Here is an 18,317-nt window from a genome sequence, read left to right as displayed (position 1 = left end):
AACCTCTCATTCTACTATGTAAAAGACCTTTGACTATTGAATTTACTCTATGTAAAAGCATTTTGATAGAATCATTTACTAACATTTAATACGATATGTCTAGGTCGAGAGAAAAAACACGTAAAAAGGAGGACGCGCATTGGAACTGTATAAACAGATAAAAAGATATCGAACAGATATGAATTTATCTCAGGAAGAACTTGCAGAAAAAATATATGTCACAAGACAAACTATTTCTAATTGGGAAAATGATAAAAGTTATCCAGATATTCATAGCCTGCTACTGTTAAGTTCAACATTTCACATCTCTCTTGATCAACTAATCAAAGGAGATATTACTACTATGAAAGAAGAAATTAGCAAAGAAGCTATACAGAAATTTAATCGTGATGGAGCTATTTTTACAGTACTTTTAATATTAACTGTCATTGCAGCTGTGCCATTGGCAGTATTTTTAGGATATTGTGGATATATCGTTTGGGGAATTCTTTTCTTAATTATGATATATTACGCTTTAAGAGTAGAAAAGTTCAAAAAAGAAAATGATATTATGACGTACAAAGAAATTGTGGCATTCACCGAAGGAAAGCAATTAGATGAAATTGAAAAAGCACAAGAAAAAGGAAAACGTCCTTATCAGCAACTGCTTTCAGCTTTACTAAGTGCCACAATCGGATTTATTATATCTATGTTTTTTGTTTGGTTGCTCAAATCCTATATTTTTTAATCCGTCGACGTTTTTACCTATCAAAATTTCTTAAATAGAGCCAAAATAGAGCCAACAGACATAACAAAACCTCGGAAACCCTTGTAAAATGGGCATCCGAGGTTTTTTGTCCGTTATTCAAACTCGATCGTTGCCGGTGGTTTTCCGGTGCAATCATACATAACGCGATTGATGTGTTTTACTTCATTTACAATTCTGCTCGTTGTTTTTCCGATGACATCCCACGGAATTTCTGCGCTTTCGGCTGTCATGAAATCGGTAGTGGTTACGGCGCGGAGGGCGATGGCGTAATCGTAGGTTCTTTCATCTCCCATGACTCCGACGGAGCGCATGTTGGTCAGGGCTGCGAAGTACTGGCCGATTTCGTGGGCGATTCCGGCTTTGTCGATTTCTTCGCGCCAGATCGCGTCGGCGTCCTGTACCATTTTGACTTTCTCGGCGGTTACTTCGCCGATGATACGGATGCCAAGTCCCGGGCCCGGGAATGGCTGACGGAATACGAGGTATTCCGGGATGCCGAGCTCAAGACCGGCTTTTCTTACTTCGTCTTTGAAGAGGTTGCGCAGCGGCTCGATGATTTCTTTGAAATCTACGTAGTCCGGCAGTCCTCCGACGTTATGATGGGATTTGATGACGGTGGATTCTCCGCCGACGCCGCTCTCTACAACGTCTGGGTAGATGGTTCCCTGTACCAGGAAGTCTACAGCACCAATTTTCTTTGCTTCTTCTTCGAAGACGCGGATGAACTCTTCGCCGATGATTTTACGTTTTCTCTCCGGCTCTTCTACGCCTTTTAATTTTGCATAGAAACGCTCCTGTGCGTTAACGCGGATGAAATTCAGGTCGTATGGGCCGTCCGGTCCGAAGACTGCTTCTACTTCATCGCCCTCGTTTTTACGCAGCAGGCCGTGATCTACGAATACGCAGGTCAGCTGGTTTCCGACTGCTTTGGAAAGCATAACAGCTGCTACGGAGGAATCGACTCCGCCGGACAGTGCGCAGAGGACTTTTCCGTCGCCTACTTTTTCGCGGATAGCTTTGATGGATTCTTCTACGAAGGAGTCCATGTGCCAGTCGCCGGCGCAGCGGCAGACATTGTATACAAAGTTGGAAAGCATTTTCTTTCCTTCTTTGGTGTGCAGAACTTCTGGATGAAACTGGGTTGCATAGAGGTTTTTCTCTACGTTTGCAACGGCTGCTACCGGACAGTCATCCGTATGGGCGATGATTTCGAATCCCGGAGCTGCTTTGGAGATGTAGTCGTTGTGGCTCATCCAGCAGATGGTTTTTTCGGATACGTTCTCAAACAGTGCGGAACTGGTATCTACAGTTACCTCAATTTTTCCATATTCTCTGACCGGAGCTACTTCTACTTTTCCGCCCAGCAGATGCATCATCAGCTGTGATCCGTAGCAGATGCCGAGGATTGGAATTCCAAGTTCGAAAATTTCTTTTGTATAGGTCGGGGAATCCGGCAGATATGCGCTGTTCGGGCCGCCGGTGAAGATAATACCTTTCGGCTGAATTTCTTTGATCTTTTCGATGTCTGTTTTGTAAGAATAAATCTCACAGTAAACGTTGCACTCACGTACACGTCTTGCAATTAACTGATTGTACTGACCGCCAAAATCAAGTACGATAACCGTTTCTCTTTTCAAGAACGTTCCCTCCTGTTTTTTCTTCTGTGCATGATGAACTACATGCGTTTTTTGGGTTTGATGCTAATTATAGTAAAGAAACCGTAAAATTTCAACCCCTGAAGTACAGGAATCGTGTTCTTTTCGCTGTACTTCGGAGGTTTTTCTTTTTTTCGGGTCCTTATTCTCCGATGGTGATGGTGTAGCCTGCCTGGAAGGTTTCCCCGGCCTTCAGGTGCTGTTCGCCGTATTTGTCTTTTAATTCGCCGTCAAAGCCGACGTTGTCGCAGCGGCCGATCCATGGCTCGAGGCACACGAACGGGGCATCTGCTTTTGGCTTGGACCATACGCCGACGCTCGGGAAGCCTTTGCAGGTGAGAGTGACATACGGTTTTCCATCAACTTCTACGCCGACGCGCTCGACCTGGGTGTTGTCGAAGATCAGGGCGTCCTCGTCGAAAAGAGTTCTGGTGTACGGGATTCTGCCGTCCTGAAGTTTCAGTTTTCTCGGATGTGCGGCATCGACGCCTGCTGTTTCCGGGTCGATCAGGACGTATTCGAGTTCGGTCTCAGTGTGGTTTTCCAGGCCTTTGTTGAAGACGATGTCATACTGTTCCGGAATCATGAATGCAGGATGTCCGCCGACGGAGAAGTACATGTCATCATCACCGGTGTTTTCTACGTTCCAGGTTATGGTCAGGGTTCTGCCGGAGAGTTCCTGGGTTACGGTGAAGGCAAAATCGAACGGGTAGACTTTTTTTGTTTCTTCGGTCGATACCAGGCGGTGTACTGTTTTGTTTTCGGTGTTTTCGATGCACTCGAATTCGTTGTCGCGGGCGAAACCGTGCTGGCCCATCGGATATTTGACTCCTTTATGGGTGTAGAAGCCGCCGTTTACTTTTCCGACGAACGGGAACAGGACCGGTGCGTGGCGGTTCCAGAAGGCCGGATCGCCGATCCAGACTGCCTCACGGTCAGCCGCTTTATCGTAGATGCTGCTAAGTTCTGCGCCGTGATCGCTGATCTGCACACGCAGTTTTTCGTTTTCCATGGTTCTCATACTCTGTTTCCCCCTGTTTTCTTTCATTTTTTGTAACTATTCAGAGCCATGCGAAATTGTATGGCTCTGAATAGTTACCATTTTTAGAATTTATTCCGGATAGACGAGACGGGATTCATCAATTCCGTACAAAACCTCATCCAGGTATTTTTTGCCAAGGTAGTTTGCCATGGACAGATTCATATCCAGATAGTTTCCGCAGTCTTTCGGGGATGCACCCGGGACTTCGCCCTTGAAATCGCGGATAAATTCATACATTTCTATTACGAGTGAAACGATATCTTTCGAGCTGTAATCACCGGCCAGCAGCAGGTAGAATCCTGTACGGCAGCCCATTGGACCAAAATATACGGTTTTATCTTTCCACTCTTCGTGATTGCGAAGGAACGTTGCGCCAAGATGCTCGATGGTGTGGACCTCAGCGGTATTCATAACAGGCTCATCGTTTGGAGATGTCATGCGCAGGTCGAAGGTTGTGATGACACTGTCACCTACGTGATCTTTTCTTGAAACATAGATGCCTGGTTTAAGTTTGATATGGTCGATCGTAAAGCTTGCAATTTTTTCCATGACTGGTATTTTCCTTTCTTTCTGTCCTTTAATAGCTGCGGAGTTCATCATCGGTATCCGCAGTGTTTTCGATGGATTTGATGATGAGATCATAACTATAGGCATCGCTTACTTTTACAGTGACGCGGTCGCCGACTTTATGACCCAGAATGGCTTTTCCTAATGGCGAGTCGATACTGACGTATCCTTTGAGAGAATTACCACGAACGGTGGTGACAAGTTTGTAGGTTTCTGTCTCATCATCTTCTTCGATGTAAACCTGGACGGTATTGTTGATGCCGACTTCGTCGTCCTTTGAGGTATCTGAAATAACGTGAGCGGTTTTGATCATTTTTTCCAGATAGCGGATGCGGCTTTCGTTGCGGTTTTTGTCCTGTTTGGCAGCTTTGTATTCAAAGTTTTCGCTGAGATCGCCCTGGGCACGGGCTTCTTTTACAGCCTCGAGTTCTTTTGGACGGACAACCAGTTTGCGGTAGTCGATTTCTTCCTGCATTTTTTTAATATCGTTTTCGGTCAGTTTATCATACATGATTTTTCTACCTCTTTTCTTGTGAGGTTATTTTAGCACAGAATACGGCAAATTGGAAGTAGGAAGACAGCCACGGTAGAATCATGAGTAGAATCACTTTCTTACGCACCGGAACAGCAAATGTTCCGGTGCTGAATGAACTATAACGGTTCACTCAGCCGTGTCGCTTGGTTTTGAAGGCGGAGTTCCTTTGTTGTCGCTGTTATTTGGCATTTTTCCACCTTTGGGATCGCTCATCGTTTTAACAGACCGGGTTCCGGCGGTGGTGATGATGTCCGTGAGGGTGATCTCTTCGTTGTCGGTACCGGCAGTCAGAGTATACGTTGCGTCCAGTTTCATTTCGGGGCAGGTCAAAACGATGCTGGCGTAGGCTTTTTCAGGTGTAACCGTGAAGAGGGCACTTCCATCGCTGTCTGTCAGTGTGATGGTAGTGTCAGCGGACTGGGTTTCCGTACTGTAATAGGTGATAACGGGCTGGGTGGAAGCTTCGTCGAAGCTTTCCGTCATGCCGGCACTGCCGATAGCAGCTAAGGTTCCGCCGGTCACAATTGCACTTCCGTCGTAATCGAGGGCACTGTCACCATCGCTGGTCGGCCCGTACACGATCGTAGTTCCGCCGGTCACGAGAAGACTGCCGTTGGAATCAAGACCATCACCATCGGCGGATACGGTCAGGGTTCCGCCGGTAATTTTAATGTAAAGCTCAGAGTTGCCTTCGCCGCCGGGGCCTCCCTGCATCTTCTGTGGAGCATCGCCGTCAGACGGAGCATTCCCCGGATCGAAGTTCTGCGGCGCATTTCCGCCAGACGGAGCGTTCTCCGGATCGAAGTCCTGCGATGGCTGCATATCGCTGCCGTTTTCTGTATCAGGCGGCATTTGCGGAGGTTCCTTTCCGTCTGCCGCACCGGATATGCTGCTATCATCACCGGAGTTTATGGCAGCACTGCTATCGTTGTTTGAGCTTGCGGCATTGCTGTCATCGTCACCGGAACCGGCCGCATTGGCGCCAGGATTTATGGCGTTGGCGCCATCGTCGCCGGAATTTGCGGCATTGATGCCATCGTCGCTGGCGTTTATGGTAATGTCACCACCATTGACCACAACGCGTTTTCCTTCCAGTCCTTCGTAGCTTTTTTCAACAAGGATCGTTCCGCCATGAATGACGGTGTCGAGATCCGCATGGAAACCGTCATCACCGGAGTTTACGGTGATGGTTCCGTCATCGACAACAATGCTGCCGGTTGCATGGAAGCCGTCCTGTTCCGCCTCGATCGTAAAAATTCCACCGGCAATATAGATATTTCCAAGCTCTGTGTCATCCGTATTCTTCGCTTTGACCGCACTGTTTGCAGCATCAATATCAAAGCTTCCATCCAGAATTTTAATCTGATCTTTGGCTGTGATCCCGTTGTCCGCAGCGGCGATTTTGTAGGTTCCGCCGGTAATCACAAGGTCATCTTTGGATACAATCCCGTGCTTGTAGTCTGCCTCGATGGTCAGACTTCCTGTCCCGTTGCAGACAAGATCTGATTTGGAGAAGATAACGCCGTCTACCGTGTTGTCGTCAATCTGAGTGTACTCGTTTCCATCGCCAAGCGTGTTGCTGCTGTTTTCAGCAAGCGTGATGAAAACTTTGTCCGCTTCGCGAACGTAGATGGCAGCATTTGTCTCACAGTTGATATGGACTCCATCGAGTACGATCTGAACCTTGTCGGAATCGGATGCGTCTACGATAATCTGGCCATCCTCAAGTGTTCCGCTTACGACGTAAACACCTTCTTCCGTGATGGTAATTGTGCTGCCGTCTGCTTTGGCTCCGCTGCCGGAGACGGTGGCTGTCGTCTTATTAAGTGTAATTTTTACGGCTTCTGATGCTTTATAGCTTCCGCTCTTCTCACGGTCTGTGAATTCGGTGTCGATAGTGGATTCGGTCAGTTCCAGGTCAAAATTAATATCGGAAGCACTTTCCATTGCATTTTCCGAATCTGTGCTCTCTGATGTGGTATCCGCGTTGTCGGCAGATGTTTCGCCGGTTGACTCTGTACGGGCAGATTCGGCATTTACAGAGCTGGAAGATGTCACTGCTGTGCCGCATCCGCCGAAGGCCAGCGATGATGCAAGAAGCAGGCTGACGACTGCACCGGTCTCTTTTTTTCTGTTTTTTTTCTTTCTGTTTCGATTCATTATAATTCCTCCCTTCCGGTCTGCGCACGACTGCACAGGATTTCAAGGTTTCCGTTTCTGCAGCGGAGCTGGTCAATCATGTTTTTCTCTTCGCCTTCCTCGCGGAATACGATGCGATACTCCAGCTTGAAAAGACTTCCCATATTCGTGGTTTTTACCTGTACAAGCTCGCAACGGGTCAGATACCTGGCAAAGATATCGTCAAAAACACTGGTATAATCAAGGGACTCCGGTTCCAAGATTTCCATTGACGAGCATGATCACCATCTGTACGATCACAGGCATCAGAACAAGCGTGACAGCAAAGCTTTTGGTGCATTCGCTTTTGTACCTGTAAACAGCAGCGATCAACAGTCCCAGAATCAGAGACACTGCTGTGCAGGCAAGGAACTGACCAAAGGTGAAGGCGGCGGTTGTTTCTGTAAAAACGGAACTGAATATTGCGTTAAGCATAGCAAATTCCTCCCAGAATTTTTTTATTTTCTTGTCTATTCAGAGCCCCATCTCGATTCCGCTTACGCTACATCGCGATGTTGCTTCTATTTTGCATGGCTCTGAATAGTTACATTTTCTTTTTTGTGAAGCAGATTATGTTTGAAAAAGGCTTTTCGCAAGCTGTGAGTCCACCCACTGCTTCTTGCTTTTCGCAATGGCCGCAGAGGACTTACCTGATTCAGCTAACGGAATGCTGTTTTTGATACGGTTTGCCGGATATCTGTGAATGGTATGAAAGCTTTTTCTTCTGATACTTTCTGATTTTCGATCTGATAGGCAAAGCCGTATTTAGAAAATGATGCCGGATAGATTGCAAGATCATCCAGAATTTTGCTGAACCATAGGGGCACAGCACCTGGTGATTTCACCTCCATGAGATACCAGCCTGGTTCTAAAAGCCTGGTTCCTTCCGTTGGACCGTCAAGACACAGATTGTCGGTACGCCATCGGATATTGGTGTCGAAGGTAACACGAAAGTTCCTGTCTTCCGTGCCGAAGCAGGCGATGCGGTCGTAGGCGATGTACATAGCGGGAGCAAGCCCCCGGTAGTAGTTGCGAAACCAAGTGATTTCGTGGAGAATCTGGCTGTCGAAGCCCGGTTCTGATTTTCCCGCAAGATAGGGAACCGCTTCTGATAATATCATGCGCTCGCGGCGTTTGTAGACGATTCCTTCATATTTTTTCTTTAGTTCTACGTATATGGGGCTGGTCTCTTTGACCGGACCATAACTGCGGAGTCGCAGTTTTTCTTTGTAGACGGGTTTTTCCAGCGAACGGCGGATGAGCTGGTGATCCGGGGTATCGTAATAGAGGCTGCAGATGGTATCAAGGCCGTATTCATCCATCTGCAGATGACCCGGAAGGCTCTTGCGAAGCTTGCGGACCATGATCGGGGAAAGCATGTATTTTGTTTCATACCGTTGGAAGGTCATGGGAATCTGTTGGCTTTGCATCATAATCGATTGATCCTTTCGTTTGATTTACTTCCGGAAATGTTTTTTACATTTTTAAGTATAATGAGGAAACTTTAAAGGAACCTTAAAGAATGGACAGAAAATGTGAAAGGTTTGTGAAAAGACGGACCTCTGTAATCCGGATCGCTTTTTGAATACCATATAAAAAAAGAAAGAGCCCTTTTCCGGACAAATTCGTTGAAAGCGAATTTGTTCGGAACGGACTCTTGCAGCCGCTATGCAACGTCATGAAACATATAAAATAGGAAAAGCGTCAAAAATCATCTTGGCCAGCGCTCTTTTCTGGACATGAGTGGCGCGAATGGTACATGAGGATGCGTCTGGTACCAGTAAGCTGTGGTAGCGACATCATCCTGACGTTCAAAGAGACCTCCATGACTGACGCCAATCTGCTGAAGGGTTACCTTAAGATCCTTCTCAAAAAGGATAGGATCAAGAAGGTGCCAGCGGTAGAAGCTGCGCTGTGGCATCTGATCATCATTGTGGTAATCATTATGAAGGAAGGTATCGTGGGTAGAGTAGTAAGGATATCCAAGATACGGAGTGCAGTACTGATTTTCAACGGTTTGGCCATTTTGCTGTGTTGCAAAGCTCCAGGCACCACCGAAGTAATCTTCTGTTCCGGTTCCGCAGATGGTTGGATAATCCTTGTCTCCATCGATGTAGAATTTCATCTCACCTTCTCCGTACCAGTAGCGTTCGAGGCTGGTAAGTGCAAGATACGTTCCAACGTACTGGCCTTTCCCTTTGATGTTGTCGAGGACAACGTAGTCTTTTGCCTTTTCCGTTATGCGCTGACGACGCCACTGGGCATGGAAATAGGCAGCATCCTCCGGAACCGTTGTCAGGCAATAGTCGATCTGATAAAAGAAGGCCGGAATCGGCTCATCACACTGATTTTCAATGGTAATACGGGCGTTTTTACGGAACGGCATCGGGAAATAGCTGTTGAAACCACGGGTCGGATTGACAGCAATCGGGACTGAGTTTACCTGGTAGGAAACACCGAAGCCGCAGCAGAAGAAATCGCCAAGCGGGCATTCAACGGATGGGAATTCTTCATCGTCCCAGTACATGCGCAGAACAAGATCCCGCAGAACATAACGGTTACGTTCACTGGTACGGTCTGTGACGGTGATCCAGATGTGCTGAATGATGCCTTCTCCCTGGATCTCACCAAGTGTTACGGTCTCTCCTGCTTCTATTTTCGGGATACACGGGGAACCTTTTCTGGACGGACCAAGATCGCTGGATGCCATGCCGCCTTTTCCTTTTTCTCCATTCCGGTTTTCCCAGTTAATAGAACGGGACTGTCCGTTTTTCAGCTGGAAAATGTTTTGTAAACCACAATCAAACATCATATATTCCTCCTTTTGTTTTCTTTTGTTTTCTTTTGTTTTCTTTTGTTTTCTTTTGTTTTCTTTTGTTTTTTCTCTCTTGGAAGCTTTTGATTTCTGCTTTTTTGTGTGTCTGCCTTTCCTGCCCTGCCGTCATTTTTCCGTTTTTCCGGAATTTTGTTTCTTTCATCCTTTTGCCGGAAAGACTGCTTTAAAACAGATGCCATCTCGTGTCCGCTCTGCGGTGATTTTTCCCTTATGTGCCTTTACAATTGCAGCAGCCACGGAAAGGCCGATTCCATAGCCGCCTCTTTCCCCTGGCCCGCGACGCATCCGCACGGTAGAAGCGGCCAAAGAGGCGGTTGAGATCACCTTCCGGCAGGGTATCGCAGGTATTCTGCACCGAAAATTCTGCTTTTTTGCCGTTTTTTCGCCAGAAAATGTGGATTTTTCCACCCTCCGGAGTGTATTTAACGGCGTTATCCACAAGAAGAGAAACGAGCTGGTGGATTCTTGCGGCATCTCCTTCCATATGGAGTTCTTCTGCAATATCGCTCTGCAGCGCGATCCTGCCCGGATGTTTTTTGAATTTACAGGAAAATTCAAAAAACATCCGACCGGCACTTTTGCATGGGTGCTCGCAGCCGGATGTTCGGTTTGCATTCATTTTCTTTTTTTCTCTGCCCGTCTCCGCAGCAGCTCTTTTGCGCCTGCGTACAACAGAAAATATACCGTCAGAATCATGACAACTACAATCCTGTTATCTTTCAGGCTGAAAAAAGAGGTCACATTGACTGCCGCCAGAAACAGCAGCAGTGACACACTGAGATCAATTTTTTCTTTTCTGTCGGCCAGCACCATTCCTGCGGCCGCCAGAACCAGAAGAACGGCAATTCTTGCAATCAGATTTGCCATTTTGACGCCTCCTTACTGTTTCCGGAAGGTAATTTCCCCGGTTTTATCATCCATACCATCGACGATGGCAAGAGATTCCAGATGAATGCCGCGGTCACGCAGCAGTTTTCCTCCGATCTGGAACCCTTTTTCGATGACAACGCCTGCTCCTACGAGCTCTGCACCGGAATCCTGTACCAGGGTTGCCAGTCCTTCCAGCGCTTTTCCGTTTGCCAGGAAATCATCGATCAGGAGAACTTTGTCTCCTTTTCCCAGAAATTCTTTGGAAACAATGATATCATAAACTCTTCCATGGGTGAAAGATTCTACTTTTGTGGTATAAACATCGCCGGCGATATTTTTGGTCTGTGTTTTCTTTGCAAACACAACCGGAACATTAAAAATTTCAGCCACAACACAGGCAATTCCGATTCCAGATGCCTCGATGGTCAGAATTTTCGTGATCTCCTCTCCCGCAAAACGACGCTGAAACTCTTTTCCGATTTCCCGGAACAGATTGACGTCCATCTGATGATTTAAAAAGCTGTCCACCTTCAGGACATTTCCCTCGCGTACTTTTCCGTCTTTGCGGATTCTGTCTTCCAATAACTGCATTTTTTTGAAGCCTCCCGAATTTTTATTATACCCATTGTACTTACTTCTCACTGGAAATGCAAGTCCAAATCCATCAAATTTCGCACTGTCTCAAATTTTATTCATGGCAGCCGCCGGTGTCTCTGCATCAGAGATCCTCTTTCCGGTCCAGATCCTTTAATTCCCACGCGGCTTCGACCCGGAACGGAATTACCGATTCCCAGTGCCGTTTCAGCACCTTTTTTCCGCCGCAGTCGCCGGAAAGTTCTTTTAGTTCTGAAAAATAAGGTTTTGAGAACCACGCCGGATTGCCGCTCTCGCCGCCGCAGAAAACGCAGCCAAGTGGAGCCTTCTGCATCTCCATGGATTCCAGAAAGCGCTCCGCCGTCTCTTCCTTCAGGTACGGCTGATCCGCCGCAAAACACGCACAGGCATCGGCATTTTGCTTCTCCGCCGCCTCGATTCCCGCGCGGATTGTATAGGAAATTCCTTTTTCGCTGTCCGGCGAAAACACCGTCTGCAGACGCCCGGCTTTTACCAGCGGCGCAAGCTCCTCCAGAATCCTTTCATACTGCGTCACAACCAGCAGTTCCCAGTTCTCATGCCTTCCGGCAATTTGGGCCAGCCGGTCCAGCAGATGGCGGTACACCGCCTTTCCATCCAGCGGATAGAGCAGCTTATTTTCCCCGAACCGTCTGCTGTTCCCGGCTGCCAGATAAAGTATCGTTACTCGCATTCTTTTTCCGCAATTCCCATTGCAATCTGCTCGCTCGTGATCGGCAGTTCGCGGAACCACAGACCCGTCGCATTGTAGATTGCATGTGCCAGCGCCGGAGCCGGTGTGTTGATGACGATCTCGCCGATCGATTTTGCACCGAACGGACCGGTCGGCTCGTAGCTGCTCCGAAACTCGACGCGCAGCCTGCCCATATCGAGGCGGGTCGGCACTTTATACTGCATAAACGAATTATTGATCATCTGACCCTTGTCCGTGTACCGGATATTTTCAAACAGCGTCATGCCGATGCCCTGCACCAGACCGCCCTCGACCTGTACGCGCGCAAGGTTCGGGTTGATGACGGTTCCGCAGTCGACAACGGCGGCATAATCGAGAATCCTGACCTCGCCGGTCTCTTTATCCAGCTCGATCTCGACCGCACCAGCCATATAAGGCGGCGGCGATACCGGAGAGCAGTTGCTTTCCGTCGCTTCCAGCGCGATGCCGTTATTGCACATGGCCGCTGTTGCGATTTCTTCCATCGTCATGCTGCTTCCACTCTTTTCATGCACGACGCCGGTACCGGTAAATTCTGTCTCATCTTCCGGCACGTTCATCCGCTCTGCCGCCAGGGCACAGATTCGTTTCCGAAGCGTCATGCAGGCTTTTTCCACCGCTTTTCCGGTAATATACGTCGTACTCGATGCATAGGAACCGGAGTCATACGGGGACGTATCGGTATCTGCGCCGACAACGGTAATGTCATCCACATCACACTCCAGACACTCTGCCGCCATCTGGGACAGAATCGTATCGCAGCCGGTTCCCATATCGGCCGCTGCGATCAGCATCGTATAGCCGCCGTCGTCGTTGACTTTGATCGTTGCCGATCCGACATCGAGATTGGAAATACAGGAACCCTGCATCGCCATCGCAATGCCGACGCTGCGCACCTTTCCATCTCCCATATCACGGCACGGATATTTCTCATCCCAGCCGATCATCTCTTTCGCACGCTCCACGCACTGGTCAAGCGCACAGCTGTTTGCCGTTTCGCCATAGTAAGCCGGCATGAACTGTCCCTCACGGACCATGTTCTGCTCCCGGATCCGGATCGGATCGATGCCAAGACGCGCTGCCATCTCACTGACAGCAGATTCTACGGCAAAGATACCCTGCGTCGCACCGTATCCGCGGTAAGCACCGGCTGACATTACGTTGGAATACACAACATCATACGCAAACCGGTAAGCCTCAAGAGATCCATACATCGGAATCGATTTGTGGCCGGAAAGGCCGACCGTTGTCGGTCCATGCTCGCCGTATGCACCCGTGTTGGAAAGTGTATACAGATCGATCGCACGGATTCTTCCATCCTTCATCGCACCGAGGCGGATCGTTACTTCCATCTCATGGCGCGGTGTGGATGCTGTCTGGGACTCTTCTCTCGTAAAGATCATTTTCGACGGTTTTCCGGTTTTCCAGGTTACAAACGCCGGGAAAATTTCGGCAACCACCGTCTGCTTCGCTCCGAATCCGCCGCCGATTCTCGGCTTGGAAACACGGATCTTCGATTTCGGAATGCCGAGTGCATTGGACAGAATGCGGCGCGCATGGTAAACGATCTGGGTCGAGCTCAGCACATTCAGCCGTCCGTAGGTATCCATAAAGCAGTATGTCCGGAACGTCTCCATCATCGCCTGCTGGGCTGCGCGTACATGATACGTATGCTCTACGACCTCATCGCACTCTGCGAGCACGGCTTCCACATCTCCGTTGTGATCTTCCGCACTTGCACAGAGATTTCTCTGATTGTCCGCACCGACCGGACAGAGCGATTTCCAGCTTTCCTCCGGATGCACCAGCAGTTCATTATCCTTGGACTGATGAAAATCCAGAATGGCCGGAAGCACTTCGTACTCTACTTTCAGGAGCTTCCGCGCACGGTCCACGCATTTTTCATCTTTTCCGGCAATAATCGCCACCGGATCTCCCACGTAGCGCACATGCTGATCGAGGATCAGACGGTCATACGGGCTTGGTTCCGGGTAGGTCTGTCCTGCCATTGTAAAACGCTGTTTCGGCACATCCTCCCAGGTATAAATCGCCTCAATGCCCGGAACACGCTCTGCTGCCGTCTTTTTCACGGATTTTACGATTGCATTGGCATGCGGACTCCGCAGTACCTTGACAATCAGACAATCCTTCGGCGCCAGATCATCTACATAAACCGGCTTTCCGGTTACCAGCGCGAGGGCATCCTTTTTGATCACCGGCTTATTCACACTGCAGAGCTGATCGGTTCTTCCCGACCAATCCGGTTCATAGATATGATTTTCTCTGCTCATGACGCACCTCCCTGCTGCTTTTTCCAGGCAAGGAAATTCAAAATTCCCCGAAGCTGTCCTTCATATCCGGAACAGCGGCAGAGATTTCCCGCCAGATATTCTTTAATTTCTTCCTCACTCGGATCCGGATTTTCCCGGAACAGCGCAATCGCGTTCATAATCATCCCCGGGTTGCAGAACCCGCACTGCTCGGCGCCCTGTCCGGCAATAAAGGAACCAAATTCTTCTGCTTCCTCCTGCAGGCCTTCCAGCGTATCCACCTTACATCCATTCGCCCGCGCCGCAAGCACCGAACACGACAGCACCGGTTTTCCCTCCAGAAAAACCGTACACAGCCCGCAGTTCGACGTCTCACAGCCGCGCTTCACACTGTAGCATCCCTGGCTTCTCACAAAATCGATCAGGAGCATGTCTGCATCGATCTCCGCTTCCGTCTTCTTTCCATTTAAGATCATCGAAATCTTCATCACTGCTCCTCCTTCTTCTGAATTTCTTCCATACATCTGCGCAGCAGCACCCGTCCCAGATGATGACGATACTCTGCACTTCCGCGCATATTACTGCCATACGTAAACTGATCAGAAATCTCCGAAGCCGCTGCCTTCAGCTCCTCCGCAGATGCCTTTCCAGCCGCCAGCTTTTCCGCCAGCTCCGCCGGAAGCTCTACACGTGCCGCCTTCACCGGTCTTGCCCCAAGCACCACACATCCTTTTCCGTCTTCCACCCGCACCGCACACGTCAGCACCGGGAAATCCGTTCTGGAATTTCGATGACTCTGATAAACCGTAACACCCTCATGCTTCTTCACAATCAGCCTCACCAGCACATCCCTGTCTCTCTTTGAACAGGCAAACTCCGCCAGCGGCATCCGTCCCGCATGAACCAGCTCCACCTCCGTATCCAGCGCCAGAAACAGCGTCAGCACATCCGAAAATCCAAATCTGCCGAAAATACTGCCTCCCACCGTAGCCAGATTCCGGAACTGCACCCCGACAATACTCCGCACACTCTCCCGTGCCGCACCGTCGGTATAAGCATTCAGCCCCTCATGCTCCTCCAGCTGCCGCAGCGTCACCATACATCCAATCGAAAACTCCTCCTCGGACTCTTCAATCTGATCCAGTCCCAGCCCGGACAAATCAATCGCCGTCTGCACCTGCCTCTGCCCCATCTTCGTCCAGAGCATCCCGCCCAGGATACAGGCGCTTCTCTTCTGATTCAGCTCATACGCCTCCTCCAGCGACCCCACCCGGACATAATCCTTAATCTTAATCATACTTACCCTATATCCTCCATTTTTACTCAATATAGAAGCCCATATATTTGATATTATACCCGACCTGCTCCCCCCTTTCAACTTTTTTCTATTTTTTTCAAAAAAACCCTTGCATTTTCCCTCCACATCCAGTATAATCATTCAATGTCGGAAGTCATTCTGACACAAAACAAAATACATGGACGGATTCCCGAGTGGCCAAAGGGGACAGACTGTAAATCTGCTGCAAATTGCTTCGATGGTTCGAATCCATCTCCGTCCATATGCCGCAGTGGCGGAACTGGCAGACGCCCGGGACTTAAAATCCCGTGGGTAGTGATACCCGTACCGGTTCGATCCCGGTTTGCGGCACGATTAAGAGCTCTGATTCATACGAATCGGAGCTCTTTTTCCATTTCTATTTTTCAACCTCCCGTCCCCACTACCAGCCTCGCCGCCGCCCGTTCAGTCTTGCGTGATGCGGCGGCGAGGCGTCCGTCACTCCTCGCATCTATGCAGTACCACTCCCGATAACGGCAGCAAATCCATCTCCAGTATGCCCGCCGGTGCCTCGATTTCTTTCTCCTCCGAAGAAAATCCCACCGCATCCGTCGCAAACACCTGCGTCAGCTTCGCCACCGAACTCCGGTTAATCCCGGTAAGCCACACCGGAATCTCCACATGCACCCTCTCATTCCGGTTATTAATCACCACAATTACCTGCTCCTCCTGATTAAACCGTCCATAAGAAAGCACATTATAATCATGGTACAAAAATTTCAGCGATCCCATCGCCAGCACCGGAAATCTCCGATGCACCGCAATCATTTCTTTATAGAATCGGATCAGCTCCTGATCCGCCTGTCCCCAGGGATACGTCCTCCGGTTATCCGGATCCGTAAACCCGACCTGGCCGGCCTCATCCCCATAATACAGCGTCGGCGCCCCCGGCCACGTCATCTGAATCACAACCGCCTCGCGCAGCACCGCCTTATTCGTATTCTCCGCAGCCGCATACGGCCCAACATTCGCCACACGCCCCACACGATGATTCGTTCTCGTGAGGAACCGCGAATGATCATGATTATCCAGCTCATTCATCGCCGTATACAGCGAAGGCGCATAAAACGCCGGCATATGATACGTCATCGCCCCGATAAAACTCTCACTGTTTCCGAGAAGCCCCTGGTTAAACTCATCACTGTGCTTCTCCATACCCGTGAGGAACCAGGAAACCGGCTCCATAAACGCATCATAGTTCATCACTGTATCCCACTCGTCGCCCTGCAGCCAGCTCATCGCATCGCCGTAGTGCTCCGCCAGAATAATCGCCTCCGGATTCGCCTCCTTCACAACGCGCCGGAACTCCTTCCAGAACTTGTGGTTAAACTCCGGGCTGTGTCCTAAGTCAGCGGCCACATCCAGCCGCCAGCCGTCCGCATTAAACGGCGGAGAAACCCACTTCGCGCCGATGCGCATAATATCCTCCATCAGCTTCTCCGAACCCTCGTAGTTCAGCTTCGGCAGCGTATCATGGCCCCACCAGCCGTCATAAAACTCATTGTACGGCCAGTTATGCTCATTATAAAACTTAAAAAACGTGTGATACGGACTGTCCTGCGCCACATACGCGCCCGGCTCATAGCCCTTTCCGGCCTCATAAATCCGCTCGCGGTCCAGCCATTTGTTAAACGAACCACAGTGGTTGAAAACGCCGTCCAGAATCACCTTCATGCCGCGCTTGTGCGCCTCCTCCACCAGGTGGATAAACAGTTCATTGCTCGCCTCCAGGTTCGCCTTGTTCGTCACACGGTCAATATACCGCGTTGCCCGCGTATTGTCCTTGTCGCCCGGCCAGAGCAGATCGCCTTCGTCGGAGACAATCTTTCCGAAATGCGGATCAATATAGTCATAATCCTGAATATCATACTTATGGTTCGACGGCGAAACAAACACCGGATTCAGATAAATGACCTGCACACCGAGATCCTGCAGATAATTCATCTTGTCAATGACGCCCTGCAGATCGCCGCCGTAGAAATTGCGGACATCCATCTGCTCCGGGAAGCGGTTCCAGTCATCCACCTTGTTGACCTGCTCACCGATGTAGCTGTACTCTCCCGTCAGCACATCGTTGGACGGATCTCCGTTGCAGAAGCGGTCCACAAAAATCTGATACATGACAGCGCCCTTCGCCCAGTCCGGCGTATGGAAACCTGGAATAATACCAAACGAATACATCTCCTGAAGCTCTCTTGTCACGCCGAGCTTGTTGTAATAACAGACCACGCGGCCTGCCTGAATCTCAAAAAAATAGCGGATCGGCTCATTTCCGACCGGAATCTCGATCTCGTAATAATCAAAACCGTTCCGGACCAAACCGACCTGCATCTGTGCACGGGTGGAACCGCTGATGAAATAAACCGCATCTACATTATTTTTCAGGGTACGGAACCGGATCTTCACCGTGTCGCCCGGGTTCGGCTCAAACGGAATCTGATACTGCGGGGATTCATCGCTGTAGAGCGCATGCTTGTTGAACATCGCCCGCATCTGTGACATATACTGCTGCATTCTTGTTTTATCCATGAACTAACGCCTCTGTCTTTCTCAATCATTCATTCCTTATATTTTACCCCACACCGCCATGTAATACAACCTTTTTCTGAACACATGTAACGATTGTGTTTATTGGATTTTTATATAGTAAAAGAGCCAGCGGGGTACGCTGGCTCTTTTGGAGAAGGTATTTCTCTTATGGGGTGTAGCAAAAACTATATAATGTATTGGGGGGTTTTTACAGTTATTATAGTACCATACGTCCCTCGAAAAGTCTGCACAAATCGCGATTTTTTTTCATTTGATTCTTATTCAAAATAACGATGAATTTTTCCGGCGTTTCGGATTTTCTGTTTTAATTTGCACAAACGCCCGTAAAATCACAGAAAAAAACCTGCAAAAAACTTTTTTTGTTCTCTGCAGGTTTTCTATTGCA

The 18,317-nt window shown here is 49.1% G+C and carries 19 protein-coding genes and 2 tRNA genes; 3 read left to right on the top strand and 18 right to left on the bottom strand.

Annotated elements, in window-relative coordinates:
- Positions 1–139 precede the first annotated feature (139 nt).
- Positions 140–727 (top strand): helix-turn-helix domain-containing protein, encoded by a 588-nt coding sequence (locus tag DXB83_RS09045; RefSeq protein ID WP_117639246.1) that lies wholly within the window; start codon positions 140–142, stop codon positions 725–727.
- A 113-nt stretch (positions 728–840) separates the two neighbouring features.
- Here DXB83_RS09045 and guaA read toward each other — a convergent pair whose 3' ends face one another.
- The 17 genes from guaA to DXB83_RS08970 all read right to left on the bottom strand — a co-directional run bounded on the left by guaA (position 841) and on the right by DXB83_RS08970 (position 15,343).
- Positions 841–2,385: a glutamine-hydrolyzing GMP synthase gene (gene guaA / locus DXB83_RS09040; RefSeq protein ID WP_117801446.1), complete on the bottom strand. Its 1,545-nt coding sequence runs from the start codon at positions 2,383–2,385 to the stop codon at positions 841–843.
- A gap of 160 nt (positions 2,386–2,545) precedes the next feature.
- Positions 2,546–3,424: an aldose 1-epimerase family protein gene (locus tag DXB83_RS09035; protein WP_118697478.1), complete on the bottom strand. Its 879-nt coding sequence runs from the start codon at positions 3,422–3,424 to the stop codon at positions 2,546–2,548.
- Positions 3,425–3,514: 90 nt separating this feature from the next.
- Positions 3,515–3,994, bottom strand: a complete 480-nt coding sequence (locus DXB83_RS09030; protein WP_022462125.1) for an S-ribosylhomocysteine lyase — start codon at positions 3,992–3,994, stop codon at positions 3,515–3,517.
- Between the two features lie 28 nt (positions 3,995–4,022).
- Complete coding sequence (locus tag DXB83_RS09025; RefSeq protein WP_022462124.1) at positions 4,023–4,523, bottom strand: GreA/GreB family elongation factor; 501 nt, start codon at positions 4,521–4,523, stop codon at positions 4,023–4,025.
- A 150-nt stretch (positions 4,524–4,673) separates the two neighbouring features.
- Positions 4,674–6,707 carry a carbohydrate-binding domain-containing protein gene (locus tag DXB83_RS09020; RefSeq protein WP_118697477.1) on the bottom strand — a complete coding sequence of 678 codons (2,034 nt, stop codon included), beginning with the start codon at positions 6,705–6,707 and terminating at the stop codon, positions 4,674–4,676.
- Entirely contained in the window at positions 6,707–6,955 is a 249-nt protein-coding gene (locus DXB83_RS17380) for a hypothetical protein (protein ID WP_330410107.1), read from the bottom strand. Before DXB83_RS17380 ends, DXB83_RS09020 begins: the two co-directional genes overlap by 1 nt.
- A complete protein-coding gene (locus tag DXB83_RS17375) occupies positions 6,927–7,160 on the bottom strand; it encodes a hypothetical protein (RefSeq protein ID WP_330422975.1) in 234 nt (77 codons plus the stop codon). The genes DXB83_RS17380 and DXB83_RS17375 overlap by 29 nt, the downstream gene beginning before the upstream one ends.
- A 224-nt stretch (positions 7,161–7,384) precedes the next feature.
- Positions 7,385–8,158: a polyphosphate polymerase domain-containing protein gene (locus DXB83_RS09010; RefSeq protein ID WP_118697476.1), complete on the bottom strand. Its 774-nt coding sequence runs from the start codon at positions 8,156–8,158 to the stop codon at positions 7,385–7,387.
- A gap of 278 nt (positions 8,159–8,436) precedes the next feature.
- Positions 8,437–9,534, bottom strand: coding sequence for a glycoside hydrolase family 172 protein (locus DXB83_RS09005; protein ID WP_118697475.1), 1,098 nt, complete (start codon positions 9,532–9,534; stop codon positions 8,437–8,439).
- Entirely contained in the window at positions 9,527–9,703 is a 177-nt protein-coding gene (locus tag DXB83_RS16445) for a hypothetical protein (protein ID WP_158581100.1), read from the bottom strand. Before DXB83_RS16445 ends, DXB83_RS09005 begins: the two co-directional genes overlap by 8 nt.
- A 66-nt stretch (positions 9,704–9,769) precedes the next feature.
- Positions 9,770–10,180 (bottom strand): ATP-binding protein, encoded by a 411-nt coding sequence (locus DXB83_RS09000; RefSeq protein ID WP_117804143.1) that lies wholly within the window; start codon positions 10,178–10,180, stop codon positions 9,770–9,772.
- Positions 10,177–10,428 carry a hypothetical protein gene (locus DXB83_RS08995; RefSeq protein WP_022462118.1) on the bottom strand — a complete coding sequence of 84 codons (252 nt, stop codon included), beginning with the start codon at positions 10,426–10,428 and terminating at the stop codon, positions 10,177–10,179. Before DXB83_RS08995 ends, DXB83_RS09000 begins: the two co-directional genes overlap by 4 nt.
- Positions 10,429–10,440: 12 nt before the next feature.
- Positions 10,441–11,022 carry a xanthine phosphoribosyltransferase gene (locus tag DXB83_RS08990; protein WP_055218716.1) on the bottom strand — a complete coding sequence of 194 codons (582 nt, stop codon included), beginning with the start codon at positions 11,020–11,022 and terminating at the stop codon, positions 10,441–10,443.
- A gap of 127 nt (positions 11,023–11,149) precedes the next feature.
- Complete coding sequence (locus DXB83_RS08985) at positions 11,150–11,737, bottom strand: nucleotidyltransferase family protein (RefSeq protein WP_118697474.1); 588 nt, start codon at positions 11,735–11,737, stop codon at positions 11,150–11,152.
- Positions 11,728–14,067, bottom strand: a complete 2,340-nt coding sequence (locus DXB83_RS08980) for a xanthine dehydrogenase family protein molybdopterin-binding subunit (RefSeq protein ID WP_118697473.1) — start codon at positions 14,065–14,067, stop codon at positions 11,728–11,730. Before DXB83_RS08980 ends, DXB83_RS08985 begins: the two co-directional genes overlap by 10 nt.
- Entirely contained in the window at positions 14,064–14,534 is a 471-nt protein-coding gene (locus tag DXB83_RS08975; RefSeq protein ID WP_022462114.1) for a (2Fe-2S)-binding protein, read from the bottom strand. Before DXB83_RS08975 ends, DXB83_RS08980 begins: the two co-directional genes overlap by 4 nt.
- A complete protein-coding gene (locus DXB83_RS08970; protein WP_118666350.1) occupies positions 14,534–15,343 on the bottom strand; it encodes an FAD binding domain-containing protein in 810 nt (269 codons plus the stop codon). Before DXB83_RS08970 ends, DXB83_RS08975 begins: the two co-directional genes overlap by 1 nt.
- Before the next feature lie 180 nt (positions 15,344–15,523).
- On the opposite strand from DXB83_RS08970, the gene DXB83_RS08965 reads away from it, so the two are divergent.
- Positions 15,524–15,605, top strand: a tRNA-Tyr gene (locus tag DXB83_RS08965).
- Positions 15,606–15,608: 3 nt separating this feature from the next.
- A tRNA-Leu gene (locus DXB83_RS08960) sits at positions 15,609–15,694 on the top strand.
- A 126-nt stretch (positions 15,695–15,820) separates the two neighbouring features.
- Here DXB83_RS08960 and DXB83_RS08955 read toward each other — a convergent pair.
- Entirely contained in the window at positions 15,821–17,911 is a 2,091-nt protein-coding gene (locus DXB83_RS08955) for a glycoside hydrolase family 13 protein (RefSeq protein ID WP_118659192.1), read from the bottom strand.
- Between the last annotated feature and the right edge of the window lie 406 nt (positions 17,912–18,317).

The organism is Blautia sp. OM06-15AC (assembly GCF_003481425.1).
GTDB lineage: Bacteria > Bacillota > Clostridia > Lachnospirales > Lachnospiraceae > Fusicatenibacter > Fusicatenibacter saccharivorans.
This window is presented reverse-complemented; position numbering and strand designations above follow the sequence as displayed.

Bases quoted from the DNA above. Each gene is read 5' to 3' on its own strand.
- DXB83_RS08985 (WP_118697474.1), bottom strand. From the start codon at position 11,737: ATGCGAGTAACGATACTTTATCTGGCAGCCGGGAACAGCAGACGGTTC.
- DXB83_RS09035 (WP_118697478.1), bottom strand. From the start codon at position 3,424: ATGAGAACCATGGAAAACGAAAAACTGCGTGTGCAGATCAGCGATCAC.
- DXB83_RS09005 (WP_118697475.1), bottom strand. From the start codon at position 9,534: ATGTTTGATTGTGGTTTACAAAACATTTTCCAGCTGAAAAACGGACAG.
- DXB83_RS08955 (WP_118659192.1), bottom strand. From the start codon at position 17,911: ATGGATAAAACAAGAATGCAGCAGTATATGTCACAGATGCGGGCGATG.
- DXB83_RS08975 (WP_022462114.1), bottom strand. From the start codon at position 14,534: ATGAAGATTTCGATGATCTTAAATGGAAAGAAGACGGAAGCGGAGATC.
- DXB83_RS09020 (WP_118697477.1), bottom strand. From the start codon at position 6,707: ATGAATCGAAACAGAAAGAAAAAAAACAGAAAAAAAGAGACCGGTGCA.
- DXB83_RS17375 (WP_330422975.1), bottom strand. From the start codon at position 7,160: ATGCTTAACGCAATATTCAGTTCCGTTTTTACAGAAACAACCGCCGCC.
- DXB83_RS09000 (WP_117804143.1), bottom strand. From the start codon at position 10,180: ATGAATGCAAACCGAACATCCGGCTGCGAGCACCCATGCAAAAGTGCC.
- DXB83_RS08980 (WP_118697473.1), bottom strand. From the start codon at position 14,067: ATGAGCAGAGAAAATCATATCTATGAACCGGATTGGTCGGGAAGAACC.
- DXB83_RS08990 (WP_055218716.1), bottom strand. From the start codon at position 11,022: ATGCAGTTATTGGAAGACAGAATCCGCAAAGACGGAAAAGTACGCGAG.
- DXB83_RS16445 (WP_158581100.1), bottom strand. From the start codon at position 9,703: ATGAAAGAAACAAAATTCCGGAAAAACGGAAAAATGACGGCAGGGCAG.
- DXB83_RS08995 (WP_022462118.1), bottom strand. From the start codon at position 10,428: ATGGCAAATCTGATTGCAAGAATTGCCGTTCTTCTGGTTCTGGCGGCC.
- DXB83_RS09010 (WP_118697476.1), bottom strand. From the start codon at position 8,158: ATGATGCAAAGCCAACAGATTCCCATGACCTTCCAACGGTATGAAACA.
- DXB83_RS09025 (WP_022462124.1), bottom strand. From the start codon at position 4,523: ATGTATGATAAACTGACCGAAAACGATATTAAAAAAATGCAGGAAGAA.
- DXB83_RS17380 (WP_330410107.1), bottom strand. From the start codon at position 6,955: ATGGAAATCTTGGAACCGGAGTCCCTTGATTATACCAGTGTTTTTGAC.
- DXB83_RS08970 (WP_118666350.1), bottom strand. From the start codon at position 15,343: ATGATTAAGATTAAGGATTATGTCCGGGTGGGGTCGCTGGAGGAGGCG.
- DXB83_RS09030 (WP_022462125.1), bottom strand. From the start codon at position 3,994: ATGGAAAAAATTGCAAGCTTTACGATCGACCATATCAAACTTAAACCA.